The organism is Aedoeadaptatus urinae, assembly GCF_900155585.1.
Lineage (GTDB): Bacteria > Bacillota > Clostridia > Tissierellales > Peptoniphilaceae > Aedoeadaptatus > Aedoeadaptatus urinae.
On record NZ_LT707417.1, the window covers coordinates 537096 to 563367 of the forward strand.

Sequence of the window (26272 nt, forward strand, 5' to 3'; positions counted from 1 at the left end):
CGCGGCAGCTTTTGTTTAGAAGTATTGGACGGGATCGGCCAGATTTTTCAACAGGGCCGCTACGCTCCATGCGGCGGTGACGCTGGATTTCGGATTTTTCGGATCGGGCTTGGAGGTGATTTCCACCACGGCCTTGGCCTTTTCGTTTTCCACGGTGACGCGGTGGGTGTTGCCGGGACTGTTCGGATCGCTTACGATGCGCACCTTGGTGGCATCGGCCCCTGCGGTGGTGAGTCCCGTGGCTACGGCGACATTGGTATTTTTCGGAAAGCCCTTAATGGCTTCTGTGGCATTTCCCTCGAAGGCGACGACCTTTTCGTCCTCGGGAAGCTCTTTGCCATTTAGGTAGGGGGCGCCGTTTAAGCTTTTCGGCGCTTTCGTGCTTTGAATTTCAGATTGTACCCCGCCCATAAGGGTGAAGGTGCGCATCAAATCAAAGCCGCCGATGGCCCCGGAGGTGATGTGCACTTTTCGGCCCACTTTTTTTGCCGCCGATTCGATGGCATCGTATAGGGCGGTATCGGCCAAGGCGCCCACGGAGGTAATGACCACGTCCTTGCCCGCATCGAGAAGGGGCACCACGTATTCCTTTACGGCGCCGACGCCTGCGATTTCAACGACGATGTCCGTGTCGCCTGCCAAAAGGGCGTCGAAATTTTCGTAAAGGGGAATGGTCTCGCCCGAGGGCGGATCGATACAAGACGCGGGAGGATTACTATAAATTTGTGACCGGCCCCAACGGCATGTACGATCTGCGGGACAACACCCTTTTCGGACTTTTCCACGAGGATGTCACCATCGATGCCAAGGCCCTCGATTCCATCGATCCCACCGTGGATCCGGCGGCAGAGGAAAAGGCGGAAATGGATGAACGGCTTCGGGAAAAATCCATGACGCGGGAAGAGTACGACGGGTACTTTGAGAGTTTGGAACAGTATGGAACCAAGGAGCCGTAGAAGATAAAATCATTGAATAAAGATGTGGCGGGTCATTGGGGCCCCGAGACAGACTGCGTGGTATGAAAAAAGGATCCTCTTCCGTCGGTGAGGATCCTTTTTTTCTATGCCGTCTAAAGGAGGCGAAAGCCTTTAGCTTGTATCATGGCCTTATCGTCGGCGACGGCGGCGCCGCAGGTATTTAAAAAGTCGCCGGTAATAGCCGCATTGACGCCACAGTCGAGGGCGTCTTCGCCGTTTTTCCGTAGATTCCTTCTGCCGCCGGCGAGGCGTAAATAGACCTTGGGAAGGAGAAAGCGAAAGAGGGCGGCGGTTTTTAAGAATTCGTCTTCGGGCAGGAGCGGCCGATCCTCCATAGGCGTGCCCTCGATGGGATGGAGAATGTTGAGGGGAACGGAATCCACGGCTAAGTCCTTTAAAGTCAAGGCTAAATCGATGCGATCTGCGCGACTTTCGCCTAAGCCGAAGAGGGCGCCGGAGCAAACCTCGAGGCCCACGTCCTTGGCCGCGGCGATGGTCGCTATTTTTTCGTCGTAGCTGTGGGTCGTGCACAGGGTTGGGAAAAAAGCGCGGGACGTTTCCAGGTTGTTGTGCAGTCGCTCGAGACCCGCGTCCTTTAAAAGGGTCAGGTCTTCTTTATCTAAGAGGCCGCCGGACAGACACAGGTGCAGACGAGTTTCCTTGTGCAGTCTCCGAAAGATTTCGGCCGTCTTCGCCACTTCTGTTTTCGACAGGCGCCGGCCCATGGTCACAAAGCCGTAGCGCAACACCCCCGCCCCATCGGCCGTCAAGGCGTCGCGAAGGATGGCCTCCTCGTCGAACAGATCGAAGACGGGGACCGAGGCCCGGCTCCGTCTCGACTGAACGCAAAAGGCGCAGTCCTCCGTGCAGCGACCGTTTTTTCCGTCGACGATGGTACATAAATCGAAGCTCTCGCCTAAGAAGCGGGTTCGAATGGTCGTGGCTGCGGCGGCCAGCCGGGACAGGTCCTCATCGTAAAGAGCGAGAGCCTCATCTCTCGTAAGCGGTTCTTCTCGTAAAGCTTTTTCCGTAAGGGATTGAATCATGCTTACCTTCCTTTCCTATGGTTTTATCTTAAACCGTAAAAAGGCTGAGATCAACAATGAAAATGTAAAGATGTCCCGGCGAGGCGTTCTCTTGTTGCTTGTCGTAGGCTGCTCGTGCTTACGACCCTGGTTTTTTACATACTTCGCGGGCCATGTCGAAATGAAAAAAGAAGCGGTGCTTTTTTAACGGAAAAAAAGTTCTATGGCAGTGCCTTCATCGGCTGTGTCATAGAACCTTTTTGCTTAGAAGAATTGGACGGGATCGGCCAGGTTTTTCAACAGAGCCGCCACGCTCCATGCGGCGGTGACGCTGGATTTCGGATTTTTCGGATCGGGCTTGGAGGTGATTTCCACCACGGCCTTGGCCTTTTCGTTTTCCACGGTGACGCGGTGGGTGTTGCCGGGACTGTTCGGATCGCTTACGATGCGCACCTTGGTGGCATCGGCCCCTGCGGTGGTGAGTCCCGTAGCTACGGCGACATTGGTATTTTTCGGAAAGCCCTTAATGGCTTCTGTGGCATTTCCCTCGAAGGCGACGACCTTTTCGTCCTCGGGAAGCTCTTTGCCATTTAGGTAGGGGGCGCCGTTTAAGCTTTTCGGCGCTTTCGTGCTTTGAATTTCAGATTGTACCCCGCCCATAAGGGTGAAGGTGCGCATCAAATCAAAGCCGCCGATGGCCCCGGAGGTGATGTGCACTTTTCGGCCCACTTTTTTTGCCGCCGATTCGATGGCATCGTATAGGGCGGTATCGGCCAAGGCGCCCACGGAGGTAATGACCACGTCCTTGCCCGCATCGAGAAGGGGCACCACGTATTCCTTTACGGCGCCGACGCCTGCGATTTCAACGACGATGTCCGTGTCGCCTGCCAAAAGGGCGTCGAAATTTTCGTAAAGGGGAATGGTCTCGCCCGAGGGCGGATCGATACAAGACGCGGGAGGATTACTATAAATTTGTGACCGGCCCCAACGGCATGTACGATCTGCGGGACAACACCCTTTTCGGACTTTTCCACGAGGATGTCACCATCGATGCCAAGGCCCTCGATTCCATCGATCCCACCGTGGATCCGGCGGCAGAGGAAAAGGCGGAAATGGATGAACGGCTTCGGGAAAAATCCATGACGCGGGAAGAGTACGACGGGTACTTTGAGAGTTTGGAACAGTATGGAACCAAGGAGCCGTAGAAGATAAAATCATTGAATAAAGATGTGGCGGGTCATTGGGGCCCCGAGACAGACTGCGTGGTATGAAAAAAGGATCCTCTTCCGTCGGTGAGGATCCTTTTTTTCTATGCCGTCTAAAGGAGGCGAAAGCCTTTAGCTTGTATCATGGCCTTATCGTCGGCGACGGCGGCGCCGCAGGTATTTAAAAAGTCGCCGGTAATAGCCGCATTGACGCCACAGTCGAGGGCGTCTTCGCCGTTTTTCCGTAGATTCCTTCTGCCGCCGGCGAGGCGTAAATAGACCTTGGGAAGGAGAAAGCGAAAGAGGGCGGCGGTTTTTAAGAATTCGTCTTCGGGCAGGAGCGGCCGATCCTCCATAGGCGTGCCCTCGATGGGATGGAGAATGTTGAGGGGAACGGAATCCACGGCTAAGTCCTTTAAAGTCAAGGCTAAATCGATGCGATCTGCGCGACTTTCGCCTAAGCCGAAGAGGGCGCCGGAGCAAACCTCGAGGCCCACGTCCTTGGCCGCGGCGATGGTCGCTATTTTTTCGTCGTAGCTGTGGGTCGTGCACAGGGTTGGGAAAAAAGCGCGGGACGTTTCCAGGTTGTTGTGCAGTCGCTCGAGACCCGCGTCCTTTAAAAGGGTCAGGTCTTCTTTATCTAAGAGGCCGCCGGACAGACACAGGTGCAGACGAGTTTCCTTGTGCAGTCTCCGAAAGATTTCGGCCGTCTTCGCCACTTCTGTTTTCGACAGGCGCCGGCCCATGGTCACAAAGCCGTAGCGCAACACCCCCGCCCCATCGGCCGTCAAGGCGTCGCGAAGGATGGCCTCCTCGTCGAACAGATCGAAGACGGGGACCGAGGCCCGGCTCCGTCTCGACTGAACGCAAAAGGCGCAGTCCTCCGTGCAGCGACCGTTTTTTCCGTCGACGATGGTACATAAATCGAAGCTCTCGCCTAAGAAGCGGGTTCGAATGGTCGTGGCTGCGGCGGCCAGCCGGGACAGGTCCTCATCGTAAAGAGCGAGAGCCTCATCTCTCGTAAGCGGTTCTTCTCGTAAAGCTTTTTCCGTAAGGGATTGAATCATGCTTACCTTCCTTTCCTATGGTTTTATCTTAAACCGTAAAAAGGCTGAGATCAACAATGAAAATGTAAAGATGTCCCGGCGAGGCGTTCTCTTGTTGCTTGTCGTAGGCTGCTCGTGCTTACGACCCTGGTTTTTTACATACTTCGCGGGCCATGTCGAAATGAAAAAAGAAGCGGTGCTTTTTTAACGGAAAAAAAGTTCTATGGCAGTGCCTTCATCGGCTGTGTCATAGAACCTTTTTGCTTAGAAGAATTGGACGGGATCGGCCAGGTTTTTCAACAGAGCCGCCACGCTCCATGCGGCGGTGACGCTGGATTTCGGATTTTTCGGATCGGGCTTGGAGGTGATTTCCACCACGGCCTTGGCCTTTTCGTTTTCCACGGTGACGCGGTGGGTGTTGCCGGGACTGTTCGGATCGCTTACGATGCGCACCTTGGTGGCATCGGCCCCTGCGGTGGTGAGTCCCGTAGCTACGGCGACATTGGTATTTTTCGGAAAGCCCTTAATGGCTTCCGTGGCATTTCCTTCGAAGGCCACGACCTTTTCGTCCTTGGGAAGCTCTTCGCCCTTAAGGTAGGGGGCGCCGTTTAGGCTCTTCGGCGCTTTCGTGCTTTGAATTTCAGATTGTACCCCGCCCATAAGGGTGAAGGTGCGCATCAAATCGAAGCCGCCGATGGCGCCGGAGGTGATGTGTACCTTGCGTTCCGCTTTTTTCGCCGCCGATTCGATGGCATCGTATAAGGCAGTATCGGCCAGGGCGCCGACGGAGGTAATGACCACGTCCTTGCCCGCATCCAGCAGGGGCACCACGTATTCCTTTACGGCGCCGACGCCTGCGATCTCAACGATGATGTCCGTGTCGTCTGCCAAAAGGGCGTCGAAGCTTTCGTAAAGGGGAATGGTCTCGCCCTTTGCTTCAATGCTTTTTTCGTCGAGGGCTTGATCGAAAATCCCCTTGAGGCGATAGTCTTCCTTTAACTTTTCTAAAATAGCGTCCACGAGAATGTGACCCAGGGCGCCGTAGCCGATGACGGCAATATTTTTCATGCTTCCTCCTTGAAGGTTTCGTCGGGCACTAAGAAGCCCGCTTCGGCTAAAGCCGCCTCCACTTCGTCCAAGGTCTCTTCGTCTCGGGCGAAAATCGTGTGGAAGTGGTAGCCGTCGGTGATGTTTTTTAAAGGCGTGCTCACGCTGTGGTAAATGTCGTCCATAAAATGCTTCACGTCTTTACGCGATTGAATATTAAGCGTGGCGGCGATTTTTCCGTAGTAGCGATGCTCCACAAAGACGTCCTCTACCGTGGCTCCAAGGTCCACAATAAGATTCAGTTCTTCGGTGATTTCGTCGTCCCGGTGCCGACACTTAAATGTGCGGCGAAAGCCCGACGGCGTGTCGATGTAGTAGCCTCGATTGGTGGATTGAATGGGCACGTTTTTTGCCCGCAAAAGGCTGATGTCCTGGACGATGACCTGGCGGGAGACGGAAAAGCTTTTAGCCAGGGCGTCGCCGGAAACGGGCTCGGCGGATTTGCGCAGGGCCTGTTCGATTTCGTAGAGCCGCGTTTCTTTATCGAGGATCATCGGGCCTCAGTCCTTTCATGGAAAAATCCAGTACCGGCGCCGAGTGGGTGAGGGCGCCTGAGGAAATAATGTCGGCGCCTAGGTCTTTGTAATTGGAAATGTTGTTTAAATCGACGTTGCCGGAAAGCTCTACCAGGGCGCGGCCGTCGATGAATTCGATGGCCTTTTTTATTTCATCCGCGCTCATATTGTCCAGCATAATAATGTCCGCGCCGGCCTCCACGGCCTCTTTTACCATGGCCATGGTCTCCACCTCCACCTCGATTTTTCGCACGAAGGAGGCATAGGCCTTGGCCCGCTTCACGGCCTCGGCGACGGAGCCCGCGGCGCCGATGTGATTGTCCTTGAGCATGACGCCGTCGGTGAGATTGAAGCGGTGGTTTTCGCCGCCGCCGCAGCGGACGGCGTACTTGGCGAAGATGCGAAAATTCGGCGTGGTCTTTCGCGTGTCCACGATTTTCGTCTTGCTTTTCGCCAGAGCCTTTGCCATTTTATTGGTGTAGGTGGCGATGCCGCTCATGCGCTGCAGAAAATTCAGCGCCACCCGCTCCGCCGTCAAGAGGGCGCGAACGGGGCCGGTAATGGTGGCGACCAAGTCGCCCTTCGACAGGGCGTCGCCGTCTTCGAAATACCACTCTACGGCGGTGCTTTCGTCGAAGAGGGCGAAGGTGCGTTCAAAAACCGGTGCGCCGGAAAGGATACCGTCGGCCTTGGCGAAAAGCTTCACCGAGCCTCTTAGCTCTCCATCCACCACGGCGTTGGTTGAAATGTCTTCCTCGTTTACGTCCTCTTTTAAGGCGGCCAAAATGGCGTCGTCCATTAAAAAAGGCGCCATAGTCAATTTGCCCATAAAGCTCCTTTCTTTACTTGCTTGCAATGGCCAGCATGCGGTCCAAGGGCACCTTGGCCTTTTCAATTAATTCCGGATCCAGGATCACTTCGTTGTCGCCGGTTTCCAGGACGTGAATGATCTTGTCCACGGTGACCATTTTCATGCCGTCGCAGATCATGTCCGGGAAAATAAATTCCTTGTCGGGATAGAGTTTATTTAATTCCCAGCCGATGCCCTCTTCCGTGAGAATAATATTTTCGTCCTTGTTCAAATCGCCGACAGCGCTCAAAATGCCCTTGGTGCTTCCCGTGTAATCGGCAATTTCAAGAACCTCCGGCTTGCATTCCGGGTGGCAGAACACGGCTGCATCGGGATGTTCCTTCTTCAGAGCATTTACGATATTTGCGTTTAAGCTGTCGTGTACCGGGCAGCAGCCGGCGTTGTTAATGAAGTGCTTGTCGGGGAAGGCGCCTTCCGTGTTTTGTCCCAGGTTGCCGTCGGGGATAAAGAAAATATTTTTGGCGTCGATGGCGGCCACCACCTTTGCCGCATTGGAGGAGGTGAGGCAGTAGTCCGAGTTGGCCTTTACTTCGGCGGTGGAGTTGACGTAGGAAACCACGGCGAGATCGTCGTATTTAGCTCTCATCTCTTTAATGGCATCCACGTCCACCATGTGGGCCATGGGGCAGTCGGCTGCGGGGTCGGGAAGGTAGACGGTTTTTTCCGGATTCAAAATCTTTACCGTTTCTCCCATAAATTCCACGCCGGCCATGACGATGACCTTGGCGTCGATGCCTGTGGCAATTTTCGCCAGGGTAAAGGAGTCGCCGACGTAATCGGCCACGTCCTGTACGGCGCCGTCGACGTAGTAGTGGGCGAGGATCACGGCGTCTTTTTCTTTCTTCAAGCGTGCAAGAGTTTCATTTTTCAAAACAGTCTTCCTTTCTTTCGGGTGCGTTAATAAATCTTTCTTAGGATACCACAAGTCAAAGCATATGACAACACGACTGTCTTGTCAGTAAAGAAAATTGAGACTATTTTCGATTCAAGCTATAATGAAATTAGTATAAAGGAGGCGACCATGGTTTTAAAAAAATTATTCGGAGGCAAGGATCGGGTGCCGTCGGTGCCGGCCAAGGAATTAAAGGACACGGCATCGAAATTTATTTTAGACGTGCGGGAGCCCGATGAGGTTGCGGCGGGAAAGATTCCCGGCGCCCGCACCATCCCCTTGGGCGAGTTAAGTGATCGGGAGGGCGAGCTGCCTAAAAATGAAACGATTTACGTCGTGTGCCGATCGGGAAATCGCAGCAAAAGAGCATGCAGCTATTTAAGCGGACGAGGTTTTCAGTGCGTCAATGTAGCCGGGGGCATGCTGGCCTACAAGGGCCCGACGGAATAGAGGGGAAGAGGAGCCATGAAAAAAATTCACGAGACCCTTCGCGCCGGCGTGGACCTTCGTAGCCGATTGGTGATGCCGCCTATGGCGTCGGAAGCGTCGGTGGGCGGCGAGATCGGGGAAAAATCCCTTGCCTATTACAAAAAAATGGCGACGAACGAGCACTTCGGTCTCTTTATTTTGGAACACAACTACGTCTCCGAAGACGGCAGGGCCAGCGAAAAGCAAATGAGCCTGGCGGACGATAGCAAAATCGAGGGCCACAAAAAATTAGTGGCGGCCATTAAAAGCGTAAGGCCGGACCTTGCCCTCTTTTTGCAATTAAACCACGCCGGCATGAAGACCCGAGGCGATTTAATCGGCGCAGACCCCATGGGCCCGTCGGTGCGGCCCTGGGATAAAATGTGTCGCGCCATGACTGCAGAGGATATGGAGCGGGTCAAGGACGACTTTGTGCGGGCGGCCCTGCGGGCGAAGGAAGCGGGCTACGACGGCGTGGAGCTTCACGCCGCCCACGGCTACCTGCTCAATCAATTCTTGTCCCCCCTGACCAATTTCCGCGACGACGAATACGGCGCCGATCGAATCAAGTATCCCTTGGAAGTATTCCTGGCCATGAAGGAGGCTTTGGGAGACTTCCCTCTTGCCGTGCGAATCGGGGGTGTGGAGGCCATGGAAGGCGGCATTACCGTCGATGAAGGCGCATCTATTGCCAAGGCCTTCGATCGTGCCGGCGCCTGCCTCTTGGACATGACCGGCGGCATGACCGGCTATAGTCGGCCGGGGCACAAGGAAGCGGGCTGGTTTAAAGACCTGAGCCTGGCCGTGAAAAAAGAAACCGAAGCCCCGGTGCTCCTGACCGGCGGCATCACCACACTGGCCGAGGCGGAAAAACTACTTGACGAAGGCGCCGCAGACCTTTTCGGCATCGGCCGCGCCTTTTTAAGGGACCCGAAATGGGAAATGAATAAGCTGTAAGAAGAGCCGTGGCATAAGCCGCGGCTTTTTTGCATTAAAAAACCCCCGGCTACGCCGGGGGCTATTTAGTAAACTCTAAATCATATCCTGCATTTCTGTTAAAAATTCCCAGTACCTCTTGGGCATATTGGATCTTTGCAGCTTTTTATTTTCCCTATCTTGGATGGATATCGCCCGGGTAAAGCCCCTCCAAAGGTCCCGGTAGGTCTCCTCTACCTCGGAATAGGTCTCTTCAAGAGAGTCCACCTCTACAAAAGACAGCCGGCCATCCTGGTAGATCAGGCCCGTCCCCCGGCCCAGGTCGTGGATCATAAAAGTCTCGCGGGGCAGTCGGTTTTCAAAGTGGAGGCCCAGGGGGTAGAGGATATTTCCCTTGGGTCGAATGGGACCATAGAGGGCGCCGTTTTCCAATTCCCGAAAGCGCAAAAGTCCCTTGTAGGAATGGACTTCCGAAGAGACGGTCTTGGCATTTTTTACAATGGCCCGTGCCGGGGGCCGGTCGCTGTAGAGGATGTCCTTACCATCATCTATAAGGAGGTAGATGGTTAAGGCCAGGTCATTTTCAATTTCAGGTCGGTCGGCCAAGATGGCCCACTTAAATTCATTTCTTAAAAAATCCGGAAATCTATCTTTTAAATACTTTAGAACCCTTTGGCTTTTGGCCGGGTTGCTTTGAACCTGGACCAGGTCCGGGAGGAAGGAGGGGGTAAAGCCCCTTTCAAAGCGGATATTTTTTCGATAGGGATAGCCGTCAAAGACCGCCGTTAAAAGGCCCTGAGGGGTCCCGTCATATTGAAAAATCATGGTAGAAAACTCAGTTGCTGAGCCACTTGGTCTCGGCCCACCAGGTCCCTGCGGATGTCTTCCAGGTTTTTCCCGGCTCCGGGCAGGGCCTTGCCTTGGGCCAAAATAAAGTGCTTGGCCCTTTTGACAGAAATATTTAAAGAGCGAAAGCTGTCGGTCGTCAAGGCACTGTAGCGCCGAGCCTGTAAAATCCTTCGGGCATACCCGGGACCAATGCCCGGAATTCGCAAGAGCTCCTCATAGGAAGCCCGGTTGATTTCCATGGGAAAGAGATCCATATGGTGGAGGGCCCAGGAAGCCTTGGGGTCCAGGTCCAGGTCAAAATTAGGCTCTTGGTCTGTTAAAATCTCCCGGGCCTCGAATTGATAAAAGCGCAGGAGGAAGTCCCCCTGGTATAGCCGGTGCTCCCGCTTCAAGGGAGGAGGCCCCGCAAGAACCGGGGCGGTTTGGTTCACAGGAACATAGGCTGAAAAATACACCCGCTTCAGGCCCTGTCTCCGGTAAAGGAGCTCGCTAAGGCTTAAAATGTTCCGGTCACTTTCCCCCGAAGCCCCGATAATCATTTGGGTGGTTTGGCCCGCCGGGATAAAGGTCTTTTTTTTTCCCTTCCGGGCCTCCTCTTGTTCCAGGAGGGTCTCGCTAATCTGACTCATGGGCCTCATAATGGATTTCTGCGTTTTTTGTGGGGCCAGCAGGGCCAGACTCTTGGCAGAGGGCAGCTCAATATTAACGCTGCCCCGGTCGATGTAAGACCCCAGTTCAGCCACTAATCTTGCATCGGTGCCGGGGATAATTTTCATGTGGATGTAGCCATAAAAACCCTTTTCCCGGAGTTTTTTGGCCACCTCGATCATTTTTTCCGAAGTCTCGTCAATATTGGGATAGATCCCGGAGGATAAAAAGAGCCCCTCAATATAGTTGCGCCGGTAAAATTCCAGGGTCAAGTCCACCAACTCATCCGGACTAAAGGTTGCCCGGGGCACATGGTTGGACCGACGGTTTAGGCAATAGGCACAGTCAAAAACACATTGGTTGGTCATCAAGACCTTTAAAAGAGAAATGCAGCGACCATCCTCGCTCCAAGAATGGCAAATCCCACTGACATGGCCATTGCCCATGCCCCCCTTGTTGGCCCGTTTGGATCCGGAAGAAGAACAGGACACGTCATACTTGGCGGCATCAGATAAAATTGTCAATTTTTCAAATAAGTTCATTTTTCTCACCTTTTGCCTATTATACAACAGGAAAGAAGGGTTTTGAACATATGTTTTATTTTTTCTTATTTTAAATTTTTGTTCTTTTTCCTGCAAAAAAAGAGGAGCATAAGCCGCGGCTTTTTTCGTTGACGGAACAGCGGAAATCTCCTGAATCACCTACGATTCTCTATGATATAATGGTTCTATTAAGGAGGGATAGGATGAAAGCAGTCGTCAGTGTCCTGGGGAAGGACCAAGTGGGGATTGTCTGTCGCGTCACGACGCTTTTGGCGCAACACGGTTTTAATATTTTGGACATCAGTCAAACCATTGTCAGCTCTTACTTCACCATGATCGTGGTGGTGGAACACGAGGATGAAGATTTCGCCTTGGAAAGTGTGGTCAAGGACTACGAAGCCTTGGGCGAGTCCATGGGTTTGGACATTCGTATGCAGCATGAGGCGCTTTTCCGCCGCATGCACCGTATTTAGAAAGGACGAAGCTCTTGGATAATTCTTCGATTCTCGAAACGATTCACATGCTGGAGCATGAGAATTTGGACATACGGACGGCGACCATGGGGATTTCTCTTATGGATTGCATCGCCGATGATGTGGATGTGGTTTGCGACCGTGTTTACGAAAAGATCACGAACTTGGGCAGGGACTTGGTGAAGGAGGCCGATGCCGTCGCCGCAAAGTACGGAGTGAGCGTGGTGAACAAGCGCATCTCCGTGACGCCGGCGTCTTTAATTTTGCCTCGGGGCACGAAGGATGATTTCGTGAAGCTCGCCAAGGCCTTGGACAAGGCGGCCATCGAAATCGGCGTGGACTTTATCGGCGGCTTTTCCGCCTTGGTTCACAGGGGCATGACGGATAGTGAAAGGGCGTTGATCGCCGCCATTCCCGAAGCCCTGGCTTCCACGGAAAAGGTCTGTTCCTCCGTGAATGTGGGCTCGTCGAAATCGGGCCTCAATATGGATGCCGTGGCTACCATGGGCAAGGTGATTAAGGAGGCGGCCTATTTAAGTCGCGAGGCGGATTCCATCGGCTGTGCGAAGCTGGTGGTCTTTGCCAATGCCGTGGAGGACAATCCCTTTATGGCAGGCGCCTTTCACGGCACGGGTCTCGGGGATCACGTGCTCCACGTGGGCATTTCCGGTCCCGGCGTGGTGAAGACGGCCTTGGAAAAATTCCGCGGCGCGCCTTTCGACGAAGTGGCTCAGTGCATCAGCCAAATGACTTTTAAGATTACCCGCATGGGCGAGCTGGTGGGAAGAGAAATCGCCAAGCGATTGGACACACCCTTCGGCTCCATCGACCTGTCTCTCGCACCGACGCCTGCCGTCGGCGACAGTGTGGCGCGGATTTTGGAAGAAATCGGCGTGGGCACCGTCGGCGGCCACGGCACCACGGCGGCTTTGGCCATGTTAAACGACGCGGTGAAGAAGGGCGGCATTAACGCCTCGGCCCATGTCGGCGGCTTAAGCGGCGCTTTTATTCCCGTCTCGGAAGACGAGGGCATGATTTCCGCCGCCGCATCGGGGGCCCTGTGTCTGGATAAATTGGAAGCCATGACCTGTGTCTGTTCCGTGGGGCTGGACATGATCGCCATTCCCGGAGACACCACGGCGGAAGCTTTGTCGGCCATGATCGCCGATGAAGCCATGATCGGCATTATTAACCACAAGACCACGGCGGTGCGTCTGATTCCCGTGTGGGGCAAGGGCGTGGGCGAAAACGCCACCTTTGGCGGTCTCTTAGGCGAGGCGCCGATTCTGCCCGTTCACGGCAACGACTGCGCGGCCTTTGCGGCACGGGGCGGGTTTATTCCCGCGCCCATTCACAGCTTTAAAAACTAAATCGAAGGGAAGCTATGACTGTTACCATACAAGAGTTCATCTCCATGATATCGACGAACCCCGCCATTTTCTTCACCACTTTTCTGGTTTTAGCGGTGGTGTTCGTCAACGGCTGGACCGATGCGCCCAATGCCATTGCCACCGCCGTATCGACGCGGAGCATCGCACCGCAAAAAGCCATTTACATGGCGACGCTTTTTAATTTTCTCGGCGTCTTCATTATGACCGCCATCAATGCCAATGTGGCGGAGACTATTTACAATATGGTGGATTTTAACGGCAATACCCATGAAGCCATGATCGCCTTGGCCTCGGCTCAGCTGAGCATCGTGATCTGGTCCACGGCGGCGTGGTACTTCGGGATTCCCACGTCGGAATCCCACGCCTTGATCGCCGGCCTCTCGGGCTCCGCCATCGCCCTTCACGGGGGCCTGGCCGGAATCAACGGGGCGGAGTGGATGAAAAACATTTACGGCCTCTTTCTCTCCACGGTCTTGGGCTTCGTCATGGGCTATGCGGTGGTGAAGGTGATCAAGCGGCTGTTGGCCGGGTCGGACCGGCGTCAGTCCAAGAATTTTTTTAAGAACGGCCAGATTATTTCGGCGGCGTCCATGGCCTTTATGCACGGCGCCCAAGACGGGCAGAAGTTTATGGGGGTCTTTATGCTGGCCTTCAGCCTGGCAGCCGGCACCGGCGGCGGAGGCCATTTCGTCATTCCCGCCTGGCTTATGATTTTGATTTCCTTGGTCATCGGCTTCGGCACCAGCTTAGGCGGCCTGCGCATTATTAAATCCGTGGGCATGAACATGGTGAAGCTGGAGGCCTACGAGGGCTTTGCCGCCGACATCGGCGCCGTCGTCAGCTTGTTTGTGGCGTCCTTGGCGGGGATTCCCGTCTCCACTACGCATACCAAGACCACGGCCATTATGGGCGTGGGGGCGTCGAAGCATTTGAAAAACGTCAACTGGTCCGTCGTAAGCGACATGGGCCTGGCGTGGATATTGACCTTTCCCGGCTGCGGCATCATCGGCTTTGTCGTAACCTATTTGCTAATTAATGTACTCTAGGAGAAGGCATGAAAGACAAAAAGTTCGATTATTTTAAAAAATTCAGCGATATGGCGCAAAAGGCGTCCCAAGCGGCGGATCTCTTGCAGACCACGTTAGGCGCCTACGACGCATCCACTTTGAGGGAAAAGACCGACGCCATGAAGCGCATCGAAAACGACTGCGATCAAATCATGCACGACATTATGAACCGTTTGGCCATCGAGTTTTTGCCGCCTATCGAGCGGGAGGACATTATCGAGATTACGGACAAGCTGGACACGGTGGTGGATCGCATCGAAGAAATTTTGCTGGGCCTGTACATGTATCGGGTCCACGAGCTCATTCCCGAGACCTTGGAATTTGTGGACCTTATCGTTCAAAGCACGAGTATGCTGGAGGAAGTGGTTCTGGAATTCAGCAACTTTAAGCGCTCCAACGACGTGAAGGAAAAAATTATCCGCATCAATTCCCTGGAAGGCCAGGGCGATACCCTGTACTTAAATTCCACCCGCGCCCTTTTCGATTTTAACGGCGAATTCGACGCCCGAAAGACCATAATCTGGAAGGAAATGCTTCAGGTGCTGGAAAATTGCTTGGACAGCATCGAAGAATGTGCCAATGAATTTGAATCGGCCATGTTGAAAAACGGTTAAATAAAAATAGCCCTCTCTATTTTTTGAATACCTTTTTTAAATATAGAGATGCTAGAACCCCTATAAAAAAGAAAATTATACTTATATAACTGGAAGGTTTACCATCGAAAAAATAATAAATAAAAAATAGATTCCACGCCAATGGAAATAATAGAACATACCACCAATATAATTTCTTATTATTATAAACCCATGGCATTAAAATGAGAGTGGAAAAACAAAATGGGCTAAGTATATAATAATTTAATTCCGCTAAAAATCCATATAATTGAGATGTACCTACGAAAAGGATTGGGATACAAGCTATTATTGTTAATGTGAGTGAAATGACAAGTATTTTATTTTTCATTTGGAATACCCTCCTGCTTTAACAATTTTTTTCATTCTTACAGGCGAAATGTTTACTCGATTAAGTCCAACTTTATGGGGTCACTCTACGTTTGCTAGAGGGCCTTTTTTAATGCTTTTTTCGCGCGCTTACGATGGCCTCCTTCGCCCAGAGGAAAAATTCCGAGGGCAGGACGGACTCCCGGTCCACGTGGCGGGGCCTGAGGAGATAGAGTCGCTCCTTGGCCCGGGTCATGCCCACGTAAAAGAGACGCCGCTCTTCTTCCAAGAGGCGGGCCTCCTCGGCGGCGTCGGCATGGGCGCCGGGAAGGGAGGGGATGGCGTCGGCATTTAGGTCGATAAGAAAGACGGCGTCGAATTCCAAGCCCTTGGCGCCGTGCAAGGTGGAAAGGACCAGGCCCTTTTCCCCGGCGCGGGAGCCCTGCATGAGACGATCCAGCGTCTCGAGCCTGCCAATAAAGCGTTGGTAGTCGTCGGTTTTTTTGGCGATGTACTTGGCGTAGTAGAGGATGCGCATGGAGGTGGTCTTGGAGGAGCCGAAGGTGGCGGCGTGCCCCGCAATGTATTCCTCGTATTCCAAATCCTTTTGAATAAAGCGGAAGGCCTCGGCGGGGGCCAGGGTTTTTAAGTGCTGAAAATCCCGCTTCAGGGCCTTCACATTTCGCACGGCGTAATCGGGGAGCTTTAAATCCAAGAGGGCGTCAAAGACCGATGGGCCCACGCCTTTTTTCTGCAATTCTTCGATCATCTTTTTCGACAGATAGCCGCGAATTTTGTAATAGAAAGTGGAAAAGGATGCCAAGTCCCCGGGATTTCGGCTGAATTCGTAAATAGTCATTAAATCCTGAAGGACCCAGTGGCGGAAGAAGCGGCTCTTTCGTTCCTTCGAGGCGAAGGGCATGTTATTGCGCTCCAAAAATTCCACGAGACCGATGGAGGAGACGTGGTTTCTGTAGAGGACGGCCACGTCCTTCAAATCGTGTTTTTCGATTTCCGAGGCGATAAAGGCGTACTGCTTGTCCAGATCGTTGAGCTCCACCGCCCGCACCTCGGGCCCCGCTCCCTTCACCGCCACCGGCGTCTTTTTGTAGCGGGCTTTATTTTGCTCGATGAATTTTGCCGAGAGAGAAATAATATTTTCCCGGGAACGGAAATTTTTTGAAAGGTAGTAGAGCTTTAGATCGCCGTATGAATCCTTCAGGTGAAGGAGCTCGCGAAAATCCGCGCCGCGAAAGCCGTAAATGGATTGGTCGTCGTCGGCGACGATAAAGAGATTGTTCTTGGGCTTTGCTATGGCTTCGATAATGGCGAGCTGGCCCTTGGAGGTGTCCTGGCCCTCGTCCACCTGAATGTAGTCGTAGGTGGCGCGCACCGCCCGGAGCAGTCCCGGATCCTGTTTAAAAATCTCAGGCACCAGGGTAATCATATCGTCGAAGTCGATCCACTGCCTGTCCCGCTTTAAATTTTCGTAGCGATTATAAAATTTCAGAAACAGGGGCGTCGTCGCCTCTTTATTGTATTCCGCCGGGTCCAAAACCTTGTTCTTGACGTAGCTGATCTCCCGAAGGAGGGTCTCCACCTGCTCCTCGTTGGGAGAGCGGTGCATGATTTCCCGCCACAGCTCGGCGGCGATGCGCCACTTGCTCAAGGCGCGATTGGATTCGATTAATGTGTAGCTTACGCCGCGGCGCCGCTCGTCGTTTTTCAGCACCGAGTAGCAGAAGCTGTGAATAGTGGAAAAAGCGGGGGGCGCACTGTCGGGAAAAAGTTTTTTGTAGCGAAGGGCCAAATCCCGGGCCGAGGCCTTGGAAAAGGTAATGGTCAGAATCTTTTTTCTCTCCACGCCCTCGTCGATGAGCCGCTTCGTGCGGCTCAGGAGCATGGTGGTCTTGCCGCTGCCGGGCACGGCGAGGACCAAGGCCGGCCCCTTGTCGTGGGCCACGGCTTTTTGTTGTTCGTCCGTTAATTTCATAGTCACCTCCGTGTGAGTATATCACGAGGCGAGGGGAATTGTCCTTTTCAAGACGAGGAGCTTGGTATATAATTAGAAAAGTAGGTATGTACAGGATGGTGAAGATGAAAAATCCGTTTAAAGCGTTTGACGATTATTTTCTGGATCGTATAAACAAGAAATTGAAAAACAAGTATTGTGATTTCTTTTTTTACAACTATACGAATATTGCGGGACCCGGGTTTCTCGTAGTTCTGTCGGTCTTTATGCTGATATTCGGAAAACGTTGGATCGGAAGTGCCGCCACGGAAATGGTTGTGGCCCTGGTGATCTCGACAGGTGTCGCACAAATTTTAAAGCGCGCCATCAGTCGAAGCCGGCCCTATTGGGTGAGTAAAAATTTAAACACCTACGGCATCGACTTGAGGGATTATTCCTTTCCCTCGGGGCATACGACGGCAGCCTTTACGGTGGCGACGACATTTTCTCTGTATTTTCCGAAACTGGCTCCGCTCTTTGTTGTGATGGCGCTTTTGGTGGCTGTATCCAGAACCTATTTGGCCGTTCACTATCCCACCGATGTCTTGGCGGGTGTGATTATCGGCATGATCGTCGGTTACGTGGTACATATGTATGTTTACGACAACCTGGCATATTGGTTGTAATTTGAGGAGGAAGATAATATGGTAATGACAAATTTCCTGCAAAAGAGAAGAACGGTGCGCGAATTCCAACCGACGAAGCTGTCGGCCATGGAAATGGATTGGCTTAAGGATACCCTGGCCAAATTGGAAAAACAATCGGCTGCCAGCGAAGTCAGCTTCGCCCTTTACGAAAACGGCCAAGCCATTGCCGAAGCACTGAAAGGCAAAGCCGGTTACGGCGGCACCATGATCGAAGCGCCCTATTACATCGCCCTGCGCGCCAAAAGCCACGAAAAGGCCGAATTGATTCGCACAGGTTATTATTTGGAAATGATGAATACGGAGCTCATCGAAAAGAATTTCGGCACCTGCTGGATTACTACCGTGCAAGTGGATAAGGATTTAAAGAAATCCCTTTTCGGTGAAGGCGGCGAATTTGTCGACTACATTATCGGCTTCGGCAAGGCTCTGAACCAAGACGTCTTCGATGAAGAGAGAGTCAGCCCCCGCCTCAGCGTAGACAAAATTGTCTTCAAGGATCATTTGGATACGCCGGCGCCCTTGACGGAGCTTGAAAACTACGGTCTCTTTGACGTATTTTCCTCCATTCGCTTCGCACCCAGCCACATTAACGCCCAACCCTGGCGCTTCCTCTTAAAGGACGACGGCACCATTACCCTTTACATGGACAAGAGCAAGGGTCAAAAGAGCTATGTAGACATCGGCGTCGTCATGTATTACTACGAAGCCATGTTGAAAAATACGGGCACGGAAAAAACCTGGACCTTAATCGAAGGCGCGGACGTTAACGGTTTGGAACCGGTGGCCACCATTTCCCTGTAAAAATTTCAGAATACGGAAGGAGCGTCGCAGGACGCTTCTTTTTTTGTTGTTGACATCGTCGGCATAAGGGCATACAATAAGTATGAGCAAATAATCATATGAATGGAGGAGAATATATGCGCACTTATGAATTGAAAAATTTAAACTGTGCTAACTGCGCGGCGAAAATCGAAACCCGCGTCGGCGAATTGCCCCAAGTCTCCGAGGCCAAGCTGGATTTTATTTCCAAGCGCCTCGTGGTGGAAGGGGCGATTTCAGGTGAAGAGATCCAACAGCTTGTCGACAGCATCGAAGACGGCGTCGTGGTGGTGGAAAAAAATCACGGCGAGAAAAAACAAGAAGCGGAAGAAGAGGAAGGCTCTTTAAAAAACGAACTGATTTCCATTGCCTGCGGCATTATGGCCGCCCTCTTGGTGCAGTTCGTCTATAAGGGATCCTATCAAACGGTGCTCTGGGCCGTGATCCTCGCAGCCGCCGGCTTCGATATTTTCAGAAACGCCTTGAAGGGCATTAAAAACGGCGAAGTCTTCGACGAAAATCTTTTAATGAGCGTGGCATCCGTCGCCGCCTTTTACATCGGCGAACACGGGGAAGCTTTGGCCGTGCTCTTGTTCTACCGTCTCGGCGAAGCCCTGCAGGACTACGCCTTGGACCGCGCCACGGATTCCGTGGAAAGCCTGCTGGCCCGCGATGAAGAGACGGCCCACGTGGAAAAAGACGGTGCCGTCGTCGAAGTGGCGGCAGAAGACGTGGCCGTAGGGGACATCATCATCCTCCGCGCCGGGGACACCTTGGCCGCCGACGGTGAAATCGTCGAAGGGGAAGGCCACATCTCCAATCAACACATGACCGGCGAATCCGTGCCTATCTTAGCGAAAGCGGGGGCGGACATGATGGCCGGGGCCATGGCCATAGATGGCGCCTTTAAAGTGCGCGTCACGAAAGTGGCGGGAGAATCCACTATGGCGAAGATTCAGGGACTGGTCGCCGACGCCAGGTTGAACAAGGGCAAGACCGAAGCCTGGATCACCCGCTTCGCCGCCATATACACGCCGGTGGTCGTAGGGCTTGCGGTTCTCGTGGCCGTGCTGCCGCCTCTGGCATTTTCCGGCGACTGGAATACATGGATCTACAAAGCCTGTGCCTTTTTAATTGTTTCCTGTCCCTGTGCCTTGGTGCTTTCCGTGCCCCTTTCCATGTTTGCCGGCGTGGGCCGGGCATCGAAAGACGGGATGTTTATTAAAGGCTCTACCTCATTGGAAGCCTTGGCCGAAGCCGATGCCATCGCCTTCGACAAAACCGGTACCCTTACCGACGGCAAGTTCACCTTGGCCCAAGTGGACGTGTTAAAGGGAACGGAAGAAGATCTCCTTTCCCTGGCCGCCACGGCGGAACAATACTCCAATCACCCCATCGCACGCTCCATTTTGGAAAAAGCCGCGCCCCAGGGAACGCCTGAGAATTATCGGGAGCTTTCCGGTAAAGGCATTACCTGTACCATCGGCGGCAAGACCGTGGCCGCCGGCAACGACGCCATGCTTCAAGCCATGAGCGTGGAAAATCCCCTCCCAAACATTCCCAAGACGTCGGTCTATGTCGTCAAAGACGGGGAGCTCTTGGGCCGCATCGTTTTTTCCGACTCCATTAAACCCGGAGTGAAGGAGGCGCTGAAAAAATTATCCGCCTTCTTAAAAACCTATCTCTTCTCCGGCGACAAAAAGGAATTGGTAGAGGCCGTAGGCAAGGAGCTGGGCGTAGACGAAAGCGTCGGCGGCCTGCTTCCCGGGGAAAAAGTAGAGGCATTAAACCGCGCCTTGGAACGAAATGAAAAAGTGGTTTACGTCGGCGACGGCATCAACGACGCCCCGGTTCTCGCCAAAAGCGATGTGGGCATTGCCATGGGCACCGGCGGATCGGATATGGCCATCGAAACCGCCGACGTGGTCATCTTAGGCGACGACATCGGCCGCCTTCCCTTCCTCTTCGATCTTTCCAAGCAGACGCGAAAAATTTGCTACGGCAATATCGCCTTTGCCCTTCTCATAAAAATCCTCGTCGTAGGTTTAAACATGTTTAACATCGCCAGCCTCTGGCTCGCCGTCTTTGCCGATGTAGGCGTGTCCTTGATCTGCGTCGTCATCGCCATGAGTCTTTTGAAATACAAGGGGCGAAGCTAACTGTGGTATAATACCATCGGGAGGCGACGATGACTGCAAAATGGAACAACTATCGGACTCTGGCGGAGGATTTTCTCAGCCGAGGCGAGAATAAAGCGGCGTTAAAGGCATATTTGAAGGCGGCGACATTCGCTCCGAACAAAGAAGCCCGTGTGGACGCTTACTTTTCCGTGGCCGATATTTATTGGCAAGACGGCAGAGAAAAGAAAGCGGCGTCCTATTACCGGAGAATTCTGTCCATGGGCAGATACGCCGGTGCCGAGTACGCCTTAGGCGTCTTGGCCCAGGACGAGGGAGACGATGTGGCGGCTGTCGAGCACTTCGAAAAAGCCATTAAAATCGATCCCGATTACGAAAGCGCCTGCTACGAGTTGGCCCTCTTATCCGATGCCATGGGTTACAAAGATCGCGCCTTGGAACTTTTCGAGCGCTGTGCGCAACTGGTTCCCGACAACGGCGTGGTCTGGTCCGATATGGCTTCCATTTACGAGGAGCGCAAGGAGTATAAAAAAGCCCTGGCCCTGGCGAACAAAGCCGTAGCCTTGTCTCCGGCCTACAGCATCGGCTATTACAATCTGGGCGTCATTTACCAAAAGATGTTTAAAAACGAAGAGGCCCTGGCCGCCTACGAAGAGGCCTTGGCCCTCGACGAAAGCTATGCGCCGACTTATTTAAATATGTCGGCCATTTACTTGCGCATGAAAGAGCCGAAAAAAGCCATCGCCATCTTAACCCGAGGAATCGACAGGCACCTGAACAGTGTGAATCTATACTACAATCGCTCCTGCAGCCATATGCGCTTAGGGGAAAAGGACGAGGCCCTGAAGGATTTGAAGCGGGCCATCGCCATGAATCCCCACGCGAAATTGTGGGCATCGAGGGATGTGGATTTAAAAGAAATCGTCCGGGAGGTAGAGGATTGATTATAATAAAGACGGAAAAAGAAATCGAAAAAATGCAAAGGGCAGCGGACCTTTTGATCCAAGTGCACCGCGCCCTCAGAAATGAAGTGAAGCCCGGGGTCACCACCCTGGAGCTGGACCGCTTTGTGGAAAAATTTATCACCGACCGCGGCGGCTATCCGGAGCAAAAGGGCTATCAGGGCTTTCCCTACAGCATCTGCGCGTCGGTGAACGACGAAATTTGCCACGGCTTTCCCAGCGAGCGCAAGCTTGAAGACGGTGACCTTTTGACCATCGACATGGTGGTGAATGTGGACGGCTACCTGGCCGATTCTGCCTGGAGCTACGCCGTGGGCGAGCTCTCTGACGAAGCGCAAAAGCTTATGGACGTCACGAAAGAATGCCTGTATAAGGCCATCGACATCGTGAAGCCCGGCACCCGTCTCGGCGACATCGGGCACGTGATCCAAACCCACGCCGAAGCCAACGGCTTTTCCGTGGTGCGGGATTTCGTGGGCCACGGCATCGGCACCAATATGCACGAGGATCCCCAGGTCCTTCACTACGGCCGGCCCAATCGGGGCGTGCGCCTGGAAGAAGGGATGGTCTTTACCATCGAGCCCATGATCAATGCCGGCGACTGGCCCATTGCCATGGATAAAAACGGCTGGACCGCCCGCACCCGCGACGGCTCTTTGTCCTGCCAATACGAACACACCCTGGCGGTGACCAAAGACGGCGTCATCGTCCTGACGGAGCAAGGAGAATAAAATGCTAAAGCAACTGGAAGCGCCGAAGGTCGGCGACACCATGGTGAAGCTCACCACCACCCTCGGCGACATTACCCTGCGCCTGTTTCCCGACGCGGCGCCGAAAGCCGTGGAAAATTTCACCACCCTCGTGGATCGCGGCTACTACGACGGTATTATCTTTCACCGCGTCATCGACGACTTCATGATTCAGGGCGGCGATCCCACGGGCACCGGCCGCGGCGGCGAAAGCATTTGGGGCAAGGGCTTCGAAGACGAATGCACCCCCGAATACAGAAACCTCGTCGGCGCCCTTTCCATGGCCAATGCCGGTCCGAACACCAACGGCAGCCAATTTTTCATCGTGCAAGGCGCGCCGGTGGGCGACGACATCATCCGCCAAATGGAAGATGCGGGAGAAAAATACGGCTATACCCAAGACGTCATCGACGGCTACAAGAAATGCGGCGGCGCCTTTTGGCTCGACGGCAAGCACACGGTCTTCGGTCAAGTGGCGGACGGCATGGACGTGGTTCACGCCATCGCCAAGGTGGAAAAAAACGCCATGGATAAGCCCCTGGAAGACGTCGTGATCCAACGGGCGAACACCTATACCTACGAATAAAACGGGCCCGAAGGCCCGAGGAAGCAAACGGCCACGCTGTTTGCTTTTTATGTGCCTTGAAAAAATTTCGGCACCCTTCCTTATATAAGGTTGTCTCCGGCAGCGGAAAGTTTCATTTCAAAGAGAACGAAAGGAAACTTTTATTGCCAAGAGCCCTTCGATTCGGTAAGATAGTACGAGATAAAAAGAGGTGTTTCATGAGAGTACTTAAAATCATTGTGGCGGCACTCGTCATTGCCGTCCTGTCGGGGGCCTTGGCCTTGGGCTATAAAATGGTCGATCGACCGATATCCAAAAGAACTAAGGAACCGACGCTGGAAGAAGCGAACAACAGCCTGGAAAAATTAAACACGACCAATCCCTTTACCGGAGACGATCCCCTGCACATACTGCTTTTCGGTATCGACAAGACGGCGACCACGGACATGACCGAGGAGGGAAACCCCACCCGAAGCGACGTCATTATGCTCGTCACCATCGATCCCGTGACCAAGCGGGCACAGCTTTTGTCCCTGCCCCGTGATACCTATGTGGACATCGAAGGCCACGAGGGCAAGACCAAGCTGGGCCACGCTTACGCCTACGGCGGCGAAAAGCTGGCGGAAGAAACGGTGGAAAATTTCCTCGACGTAAAAATCGACTACTACGCTACGGTGGACTACAACGCCGTGGAACGACTGGTAGATGCCGTCGGTGGCATCGACGTGGACATCCCCTTCGACTACAGCTACGAAGACACCTACGTCGTGCCCAATCTGCACATCGACTTTAAAAAAGGCAAGCAGAAGCTGGACGGCGCCAACGCCGTGCGCTACCTGCGCATACGGAAGATCTACGAGGATCAGGACATCGACCGGATCCAGGTTCAACAGCGCTTCCTCATGCAGCTGTTCGACAAAGTCAAGCGGCCCATGATGATACTGAAAATCCCCGAGCTCATCGACATCGCTCTGGACAATATTGAAACCAATCTGTCCTATGGGCAAATCGCCTACCTGGCAAAAATGGGCTTGGACATGGATCGCGACGACATCCAAACCGACACCCTGGTCGGCGATAATCAACGCATCGGCAAGATCGAGTATTATGTCGTGGATCAGGCCTCGGCAAGAGAACAGGTGCGCCGCTTCGCCCAAGGCAAGATCGGCTACTACGAAGAGCTCAAGGAACAAAAGAAAGCAACTGACGACACATCCAATGCCGCCGAGAATAACGGCGCGGCATCCGCAGAGGAATAAAGAAAGCTCTCGCTTCGGCGGGAGCTTTTTTCGTGGTTGGGTATAGAGTAAACGGAAGGTAAAGAATAAGAAAGGAACGAATGATGGAAATTAAACATACAGACGGACGCTTTTACATCGGCGATGCCGATCATCCCCAGGGAGTGCTGGACTATCGCATGAAAGACGACAAAACCGTACAGGCCTATCACACGCAAACATCGGAGGACGTGCGCGGCCAAGGTGTAGCCGGGAAACTCTTCGACGCATTTATCGCCTACGTAAACGAGCGCGATCTAAAGGTACAGGCCGACTGCTCCTATGTGGAAAAGAAAATGAAGGAGAACGAGGACTACAGCCGCCGCCTCGTATAGGCAGCTTTCAACTTTACATGACGGTAAACTCCCGCAAATATCCCCTTGACAGAAAAATGGGGAGTTAGTATAATAGCCTAGTCATCGAGTCTAAAAGTCACGCCGCGTCTTGAAATCAAGACGTGAAAAAAGCGATTGACAAGAAGAGAATATCGATGGTAAACTATAAAAGTTATCGCGCGAGGCGTGCGGAAAGAATTTTTACAAAGTATTAAAAAGTTCTTGACAAAGCATGGCCTGCGAGATATACTAAATAAGCTGTTTCGAAAGAGACAGCACTGAACCAAGTTAATTAAATGGTATAAGAGATTAAACCATAACAATCTAAAAGCTTAAAGCGGAACACAGTCAGTGAATCCGAGCTAAGCAAACTCAAAGTTTTTATTGAGAGTTTGATCCTGGCTCAGGACGAACGCTGGCGGCGCGCCTAACACATGCAAGTCGAGCGATGAACATTCAATGATCCCTTCGGGGTGATTTGGCTGGGATTAGCGGCGAACGGGTGAGTAACGCGTGAGGAACCTGCCTCTTACAACGGGATAGCCTCGGGAAACCGGGATTAATACCGTATAAGACTCCGACATCTCCTGATGATGAAGTCAAAGCGTATGCGGTAAGAGATGGCCTCGCGTCTGATTAGTTAGTTGGCGGGGTAACGGCCCACCAAGACGACGATCAGTAACCGGCCTGAGAGGGTGAACGGTCACATTGGAACTGAGACACGGTCCAAACTCCTACGGGAGGCAGCAGTGGGGAATCTTGCACAATGGGGGCAACCCTGATGCAGCGACGCCGCGTGAGCGATGAAGGTTTTCGAATCGTAAAGCTCTGTCCTATGGGAAGATAATGACGGTACCATAGGAGGAAGCCCCGGCTAACTACGTGCCAGCAGCCGCGGTAATACGTAGGGGGCGAGCGTTGTCCGGAATTACTGGGCGTAAAGGGTTCGCAGGCGGCATGGCAAGTCCGATGTAAAAGGCGAAGGCTCAACCTTCGTAAGCATCGGAAACTGTCAAGCTTGAGTGAAGGAGAGGCAAGTGGAATTCCTAGTGTAGCGGTGGAATGCGTAGATATTAGGAGGAATACCGGTGGCGAAGGCGACTTGCTGGACTTCAACTGACGCTGAGGAACGAAAGCGTGGGTAGCAAACAGGATTAGATACCCTGGTAGTCCACGCCGTAAACGATGAGTGCTAGGTGTCGGGGGTCAAACCTCGGTGCCGCCGTTAACACAATAAGCACTCCGCCTGGGGAGTACGTGCGCAAGCATGAAACTCAAAGGAATTGACGGGGACCCGCACAAGCAGCGGAGCATGTGGTTTAATTCGAAGCAACGCGAAGAACCTTACCAGGACTTGAAATACTAGCGTCCGCTTTAGAGATAAAGTTTTTTCTTCGGAAACGCTAATACAGGTGGTGCATGGTTGTCGTCAGCTCGTGTCGTGAGATGTTGGGTTAAGTCCCGCAACGAGCGCAACCCTTACTTTTAGTTGCCAGCACGTAACGGTGGGAACTCTAAAGGGACTGCCGATGATAAATCGGAGGAAGGTGGGGATGACGTCAAATCATCATGCCCTTTATGTCCTGGGCTACACACGTGCTACAATGGTCGGTACAGAGGGCAGCGACAGAGCGATCTCAAGCGAATCTCAAAAAGCCGATCCCAGTTCGGATTGCAGGCTGCAACTCGCCTGCATGAAGTCGGAGTTGCTAGTAATCGCAGATCAGAATGCTGCGGTGAATGCGTTCCCGGGTCTTGTACACACCGCCCGTCACACCATGGGAGTTGGCAATACCCGAAGCCAGCGAGCCAACCG

General features: G+C 53.1%; 27 protein-coding genes and 1 rRNA gene. 17 read left to right on the plus strand and 11 right to left on the minus strand.

Annotation, left to right across the window (positions count from 1 at the left end):
- Positions 1–15 precede the first annotated feature (15 nt).
- On the minus strand, positions 16–723 hold the full coding sequence (locus tag BQ7397_RS04950) for an aspartate dehydrogenase domain-containing protein (protein WP_335340701.1): 708 nt from the start codon (positions 721–723) through the stop codon (positions 16–18).
- A gap of 2 nt (positions 724–725) precedes the next feature.
- Between BQ7397_RS04950 and BQ7397_RS04955 the strand changes: the two genes are divergently transcribed.
- Positions 726–956: a hypothetical protein gene (locus BQ7397_RS04955; RefSeq protein ID WP_077074996.1), complete on the plus strand. Its 231-nt coding sequence runs from the start codon at positions 726–728 to the stop codon at positions 954–956.
- Positions 957–1069: 113 nt separating this feature from the next.
- Here the strand turns inward: BQ7397_RS04955 and bioB (BQ7397_RS04960) are convergent, their stop codons facing one another.
- Together bioB (BQ7397_RS04960) and BQ7397_RS04970 are read right to left on the minus strand one after the other, a co-directional pair.
- Entirely contained in the window at positions 1070–2023 is a 954-nt protein-coding gene (gene bioB, locus BQ7397_RS04960; protein ID WP_077074997.1) for a biotin synthase BioB, read from the minus strand.
- A gap of 243 nt (positions 2024–2266) precedes the next feature.
- The gene (locus BQ7397_RS04970; protein WP_335340702.1) at positions 2267–2974 is read right to left on the minus strand and encodes an aspartate dehydrogenase domain-containing protein; all 708 of its coding nucleotides are present in this window, start codon (positions 2972–2974) and stop codon (positions 2267–2269) included.
- 2 nt (positions 2975–2976) lie between these two features.
- Here BQ7397_RS04970 and BQ7397_RS04975 point away from each other — a divergent pair, with 2 nt between their 5' ends.
- A complete protein-coding gene (locus BQ7397_RS04975; protein WP_077074996.1) occupies positions 2977–3207 on the plus strand; it encodes a hypothetical protein in 231 nt (76 codons plus the stop codon).
- A gap of 113 nt (positions 3208–3320) precedes the next feature.
- Here the strand turns inward: BQ7397_RS04975 and bioB (BQ7397_RS04980) are convergent, their stop codons facing one another.
- The 5 genes from bioB (BQ7397_RS04980) to nadA all read right to left on the minus strand — a co-directional run bounded on the left by bioB (BQ7397_RS04980) (position 3321) and on the right by nadA (position 7617).
- Positions 3321–4274 (minus strand): biotin synthase BioB, encoded by a 954-nt coding sequence (bioB, locus tag BQ7397_RS04980; protein WP_077074997.1) that lies wholly within the window; start codon positions 4272–4274, stop codon positions 3321–3323.
- 243 nt (positions 4275–4517) lie between these two features.
- Positions 4518–5321, minus strand: coding sequence for an aspartate dehydrogenase domain-containing protein (locus BQ7397_RS04990; protein WP_077075000.1), 804 nt, complete (start codon positions 5319–5321; stop codon positions 4518–4520).
- Positions 5318–5854 (minus strand): transcription repressor NadR, encoded by a 537-nt coding sequence (locus tag BQ7397_RS04995; RefSeq protein ID WP_077075001.1) that lies wholly within the window; start codon positions 5852–5854, stop codon positions 5318–5320. Before BQ7397_RS04995 ends, BQ7397_RS04990 begins: the two co-directional genes overlap by 4 nt.
- Positions 5841–6704 (minus strand): carboxylating nicotinate-nucleotide diphosphorylase, encoded by an 864-nt coding sequence (gene nadC / locus BQ7397_RS05000; protein WP_077075002.1) that lies wholly within the window; start codon positions 6702–6704, stop codon positions 5841–5843. Before nadC ends, BQ7397_RS04995 begins: the two co-directional genes overlap by 14 nt.
- Positions 6705–6717: 13 nt before the next feature.
- Positions 6718–7617 (minus strand): quinolinate synthase NadA, encoded by a 900-nt coding sequence (gene nadA, locus BQ7397_RS05005; protein WP_077075003.1) that lies wholly within the window; start codon positions 7615–7617, stop codon positions 6718–6720.
- Positions 7618–7767: 150 nt separating this feature from the next.
- Here nadA and BQ7397_RS05010 point away from each other — a divergent pair, with 150 nt between their 5' ends.
- Both BQ7397_RS05010 and BQ7397_RS05015 read left to right on the plus strand, forming a co-directional pair.
- Positions 7768–8088 carry a rhodanese-like domain-containing protein gene (locus tag BQ7397_RS05010; RefSeq protein ID WP_077075004.1) on the plus strand — a complete coding sequence of 107 codons (321 nt, stop codon included), beginning with the start codon at positions 7768–7770 and terminating at the stop codon, positions 8086–8088.
- 15 nt (positions 8089–8103) lie between these two features.
- Positions 8104–9063, plus strand: coding sequence for an NADH:flavin oxidoreductase (locus tag BQ7397_RS05015; protein ID WP_077075005.1), 960 nt, complete (start codon positions 8104–8106; stop codon positions 9061–9063).
- A 75-nt stretch (positions 9064–9138) separates the two neighbouring features.
- Here the strand turns inward: BQ7397_RS05015 and BQ7397_RS05020 are convergent, their stop codons facing one another.
- Both BQ7397_RS05020 and BQ7397_RS05025 read right to left on the minus strand, forming a co-directional pair.
- Complete coding sequence (locus BQ7397_RS05020; RefSeq protein ID WP_077075006.1) at positions 9139–9867, minus strand: TIGR03915 family putative DNA repair protein; 729 nt, start codon at positions 9865–9867, stop codon at positions 9139–9141.
- On the minus strand, positions 9864–11081 hold the full coding sequence (locus BQ7397_RS05025; RefSeq protein WP_077075007.1) for a putative DNA modification/repair radical SAM protein: 1218 nt from the start codon (positions 11079–11081) through the stop codon (positions 9864–9866). Before BQ7397_RS05025 ends, BQ7397_RS05020 begins: the two co-directional genes overlap by 4 nt.
- Before the next feature lie 203 nt (positions 11082–11284).
- Here BQ7397_RS05025 and BQ7397_RS05030 point away from each other — a divergent pair, with 203 nt between their 5' ends.
- Genes BQ7397_RS05030 through BQ7397_RS05045 form a run of 4 tightly spaced genes read left to right on the plus strand, consistent with a single transcriptional unit; the run spans position 11285 to position 14626 of the window.
- A complete protein-coding gene (locus BQ7397_RS05030; RefSeq protein WP_077075008.1) occupies positions 11285–11554 on the plus strand; it encodes an ACT domain-containing protein in 270 nt (89 codons plus the stop codon).
- Positions 11555–11568: 14 nt separating this feature from the next.
- Positions 11569–12924 carry a PFL family protein gene (locus BQ7397_RS05035; protein WP_077075009.1) on the plus strand — a complete coding sequence of 452 codons (1356 nt, stop codon included), beginning with the start codon at positions 11569–11571 and terminating at the stop codon, positions 12922–12924.
- Positions 12925–12938: 14 nt separating this feature from the next.
- Positions 12939–13991: an inorganic phosphate transporter gene (locus BQ7397_RS05040; protein WP_077075010.1), complete on the plus strand. Its 1053-nt coding sequence runs from the start codon at positions 12939–12941 to the stop codon at positions 13989–13991.
- 8 nt (positions 13992–13999) lie between these two features.
- Positions 14000–14626: a DUF47 domain-containing protein gene (locus BQ7397_RS05045; RefSeq protein ID WP_077075011.1), complete on the plus strand. Its 627-nt coding sequence runs from the start codon at positions 14000–14002 to the stop codon at positions 14624–14626.
- Positions 14627–15083: 457 nt separating this feature from the next.
- Here the strand turns inward: BQ7397_RS05045 and BQ7397_RS05055 are convergent, their stop codons facing one another.
- On the minus strand, positions 15084–16946 hold the full coding sequence (locus BQ7397_RS05055) for an ATP-dependent helicase (RefSeq protein ID WP_077075013.1): 1863 nt from the start codon (positions 16944–16946) through the stop codon (positions 15084–15086).
- Between the two features lie 104 nt (positions 16947–17050).
- Here BQ7397_RS05055 and BQ7397_RS05060 point away from each other — a divergent pair, with 104 nt between their 5' ends.
- The 9 genes from BQ7397_RS05060 to BQ7397_RS05100 all read left to right on the plus strand — a co-directional run.
- Positions 17051–17590 (plus strand): phosphatase PAP2 family protein, encoded by a 540-nt coding sequence (locus BQ7397_RS05060; RefSeq protein WP_077075014.1) that lies wholly within the window; start codon positions 17051–17053, stop codon positions 17588–17590.
- An 18-nt stretch (positions 17591–17608) separates the two neighbouring features.
- Positions 17609–18412 carry a nitroreductase family protein gene (locus BQ7397_RS05065; protein WP_077075015.1) on the plus strand — a complete coding sequence of 268 codons (804 nt, stop codon included), beginning with the start codon at positions 17609–17611 and terminating at the stop codon, positions 18410–18412.
- Positions 18413–18528: 116 nt separating this feature from the next.
- Entirely contained in the window at positions 18529–20589 is a 2061-nt protein-coding gene (locus BQ7397_RS05070; RefSeq protein WP_077075016.1) for a heavy metal translocating P-type ATPase, read from the plus strand.
- Positions 20590–20618: 29 nt separating this feature from the next.
- Complete coding sequence (locus BQ7397_RS05075) at positions 20619–21512, plus strand: tetratricopeptide repeat protein (protein WP_077075017.1); 894 nt, start codon at positions 20619–20621, stop codon at positions 21510–21512.
- Positions 21509–22261: a type I methionyl aminopeptidase gene (map, locus tag BQ7397_RS05080; RefSeq protein WP_077075018.1), complete on the plus strand. Its 753-nt coding sequence runs from the start codon at positions 21509–21511 to the stop codon at positions 22259–22261. Before BQ7397_RS05075 ends, map begins: the two co-directional genes overlap by 4 nt.
- Before the next feature lies 1 nt (position 22262).
- On the plus strand, positions 22263–22865 hold the full coding sequence (locus BQ7397_RS05085) for a peptidylprolyl isomerase (RefSeq protein ID WP_077075019.1): 603 nt from the start codon (positions 22263–22265) through the stop codon (positions 22863–22865).
- 197 nt (positions 22866–23062) lie between these two features.
- Entirely contained in the window at positions 23063–24103 is a 1041-nt protein-coding gene (locus BQ7397_RS05090) for an LCP family protein (protein ID WP_077075020.1), read from the plus strand.
- An 83-nt stretch (positions 24104–24186) separates the two neighbouring features.
- Positions 24187–24456 carry a GNAT family N-acetyltransferase gene (locus tag BQ7397_RS05095; protein WP_077075046.1) on the plus strand — a complete coding sequence of 90 codons (270 nt, stop codon included), beginning with the start codon at positions 24187–24189 and terminating at the stop codon, positions 24454–24456.
- A gap of 380 nt (positions 24457–24836) precedes the next feature.
- Positions 24837–26272: ribosomal RNA gene (locus tag BQ7397_RS05100) — 16S ribosomal RNA — on the plus strand; the annotation flags it as partial.

Excerpts from the sequence above, each read along its gene's own strand:
- BQ7397_RS04995 (WP_077075001.1), bottom strand. The coding sequence starts at position 5,854 with ATGATCCTCGATAAAGAAACGCGGCTCTACGAAATCGAACAGGCCCTG.
- nadC (WP_077075002.1), bottom strand. The coding sequence starts at position 6,704 with ATGGGCAAATTGACTATGGCGCCTTTTTTAATGGACGACGCCATTTTG.
- BQ7397_RS05040 (WP_077075010.1), top strand. The coding sequence starts at position 12,939 with ATGACTGTTACCATACAAGAGTTCATCTCCATGATATCGACGAACCCC.
- BQ7397_RS05020 (WP_077075006.1), bottom strand. The coding sequence starts at position 9,867 with ATGATTTTTCAATATGACGGGACCCCTCAGGGCCTTTTAACGGCGGTC.
- BQ7397_RS05095 (WP_077075046.1), top strand. The coding sequence starts at position 24,187 with ATGGAAATTAAACATACAGACGGACGCTTTTACATCGGCGATGCCGAT.
- BQ7397_RS05085 (WP_077075019.1), top strand. The coding sequence starts at position 22,263 with ATGCTAAAGCAACTGGAAGCGCCGAAGGTCGGCGACACCATGGTGAAG.
- BQ7397_RS05015 (WP_077075005.1), top strand. The coding sequence starts at position 8,104 with ATGAAAAAAATTCACGAGACCCTTCGCGCCGGCGTGGACCTTCGTAGC.
- BQ7397_RS05045 (WP_077075011.1), top strand. The coding sequence starts at position 14,000 with ATGAAAGACAAAAAGTTCGATTATTTTAAAAAATTCAGCGATATGGCG.
- BQ7397_RS05030 (WP_077075008.1), top strand. The coding sequence starts at position 11,285 with ATGAAAGCAGTCGTCAGTGTCCTGGGGAAGGACCAAGTGGGGATTGTC.
- bioB (WP_077074997.1), bottom strand. The coding sequence starts at position 4,274 with ATGATTCAATCCCTTACGGAAAAAGCTTTACGAGAAGAACCGCTTACG.
- BQ7397_RS05010 (WP_077075004.1), top strand. The coding sequence starts at position 7,768 with ATGGTTTTAAAAAAATTATTCGGAGGCAAGGATCGGGTGCCGTCGGTG.
- BQ7397_RS05065 (WP_077075015.1), top strand. The coding sequence starts at position 17,609 with ATGGTAATGACAAATTTCCTGCAAAAGAGAAGAACGGTGCGCGAATTC.
- bioB (WP_077074997.1), bottom strand. The coding sequence starts at position 2,023 with ATGATTCAATCCCTTACGGAAAAAGCTTTACGAGAAGAACCGCTTACG.
- BQ7397_RS05060 (WP_077075014.1), top strand. The coding sequence starts at position 17,051 with ATGAAAAATCCGTTTAAAGCGTTTGACGATTATTTTCTGGATCGTATA.
- BQ7397_RS05055 (WP_077075013.1), bottom strand. The coding sequence starts at position 16,946 with ATGAAATTAACGGACGAACAACAAAAAGCCGTGGCCCACGACAAGGGG.
- BQ7397_RS05070 (WP_077075016.1), top strand. The coding sequence starts at position 18,529 with ATGCGCACTTATGAATTGAAAAATTTAAACTGTGCTAACTGCGCGGCG.
- BQ7397_RS05025 (WP_077075007.1), bottom strand. The coding sequence starts at position 11,081 with ATGAACTTATTTGAAAAATTGACAATTTTATCTGATGCCGCCAAGTAT.
- BQ7397_RS04990 (WP_077075000.1), bottom strand. The coding sequence starts at position 5,321 with ATGAAAAATATTGCCGTCATCGGCTACGGCGCCCTGGGTCACATTCTC.
- BQ7397_RS05090 (WP_077075020.1), top strand. The coding sequence starts at position 23,063 with ATGAGAGTACTTAAAATCATTGTGGCGGCACTCGTCATTGCCGTCCTG.
- BQ7397_RS05075 (WP_077075017.1), top strand. The coding sequence starts at position 20,619 with ATGACTGCAAAATGGAACAACTATCGGACTCTGGCGGAGGATTTTCTC.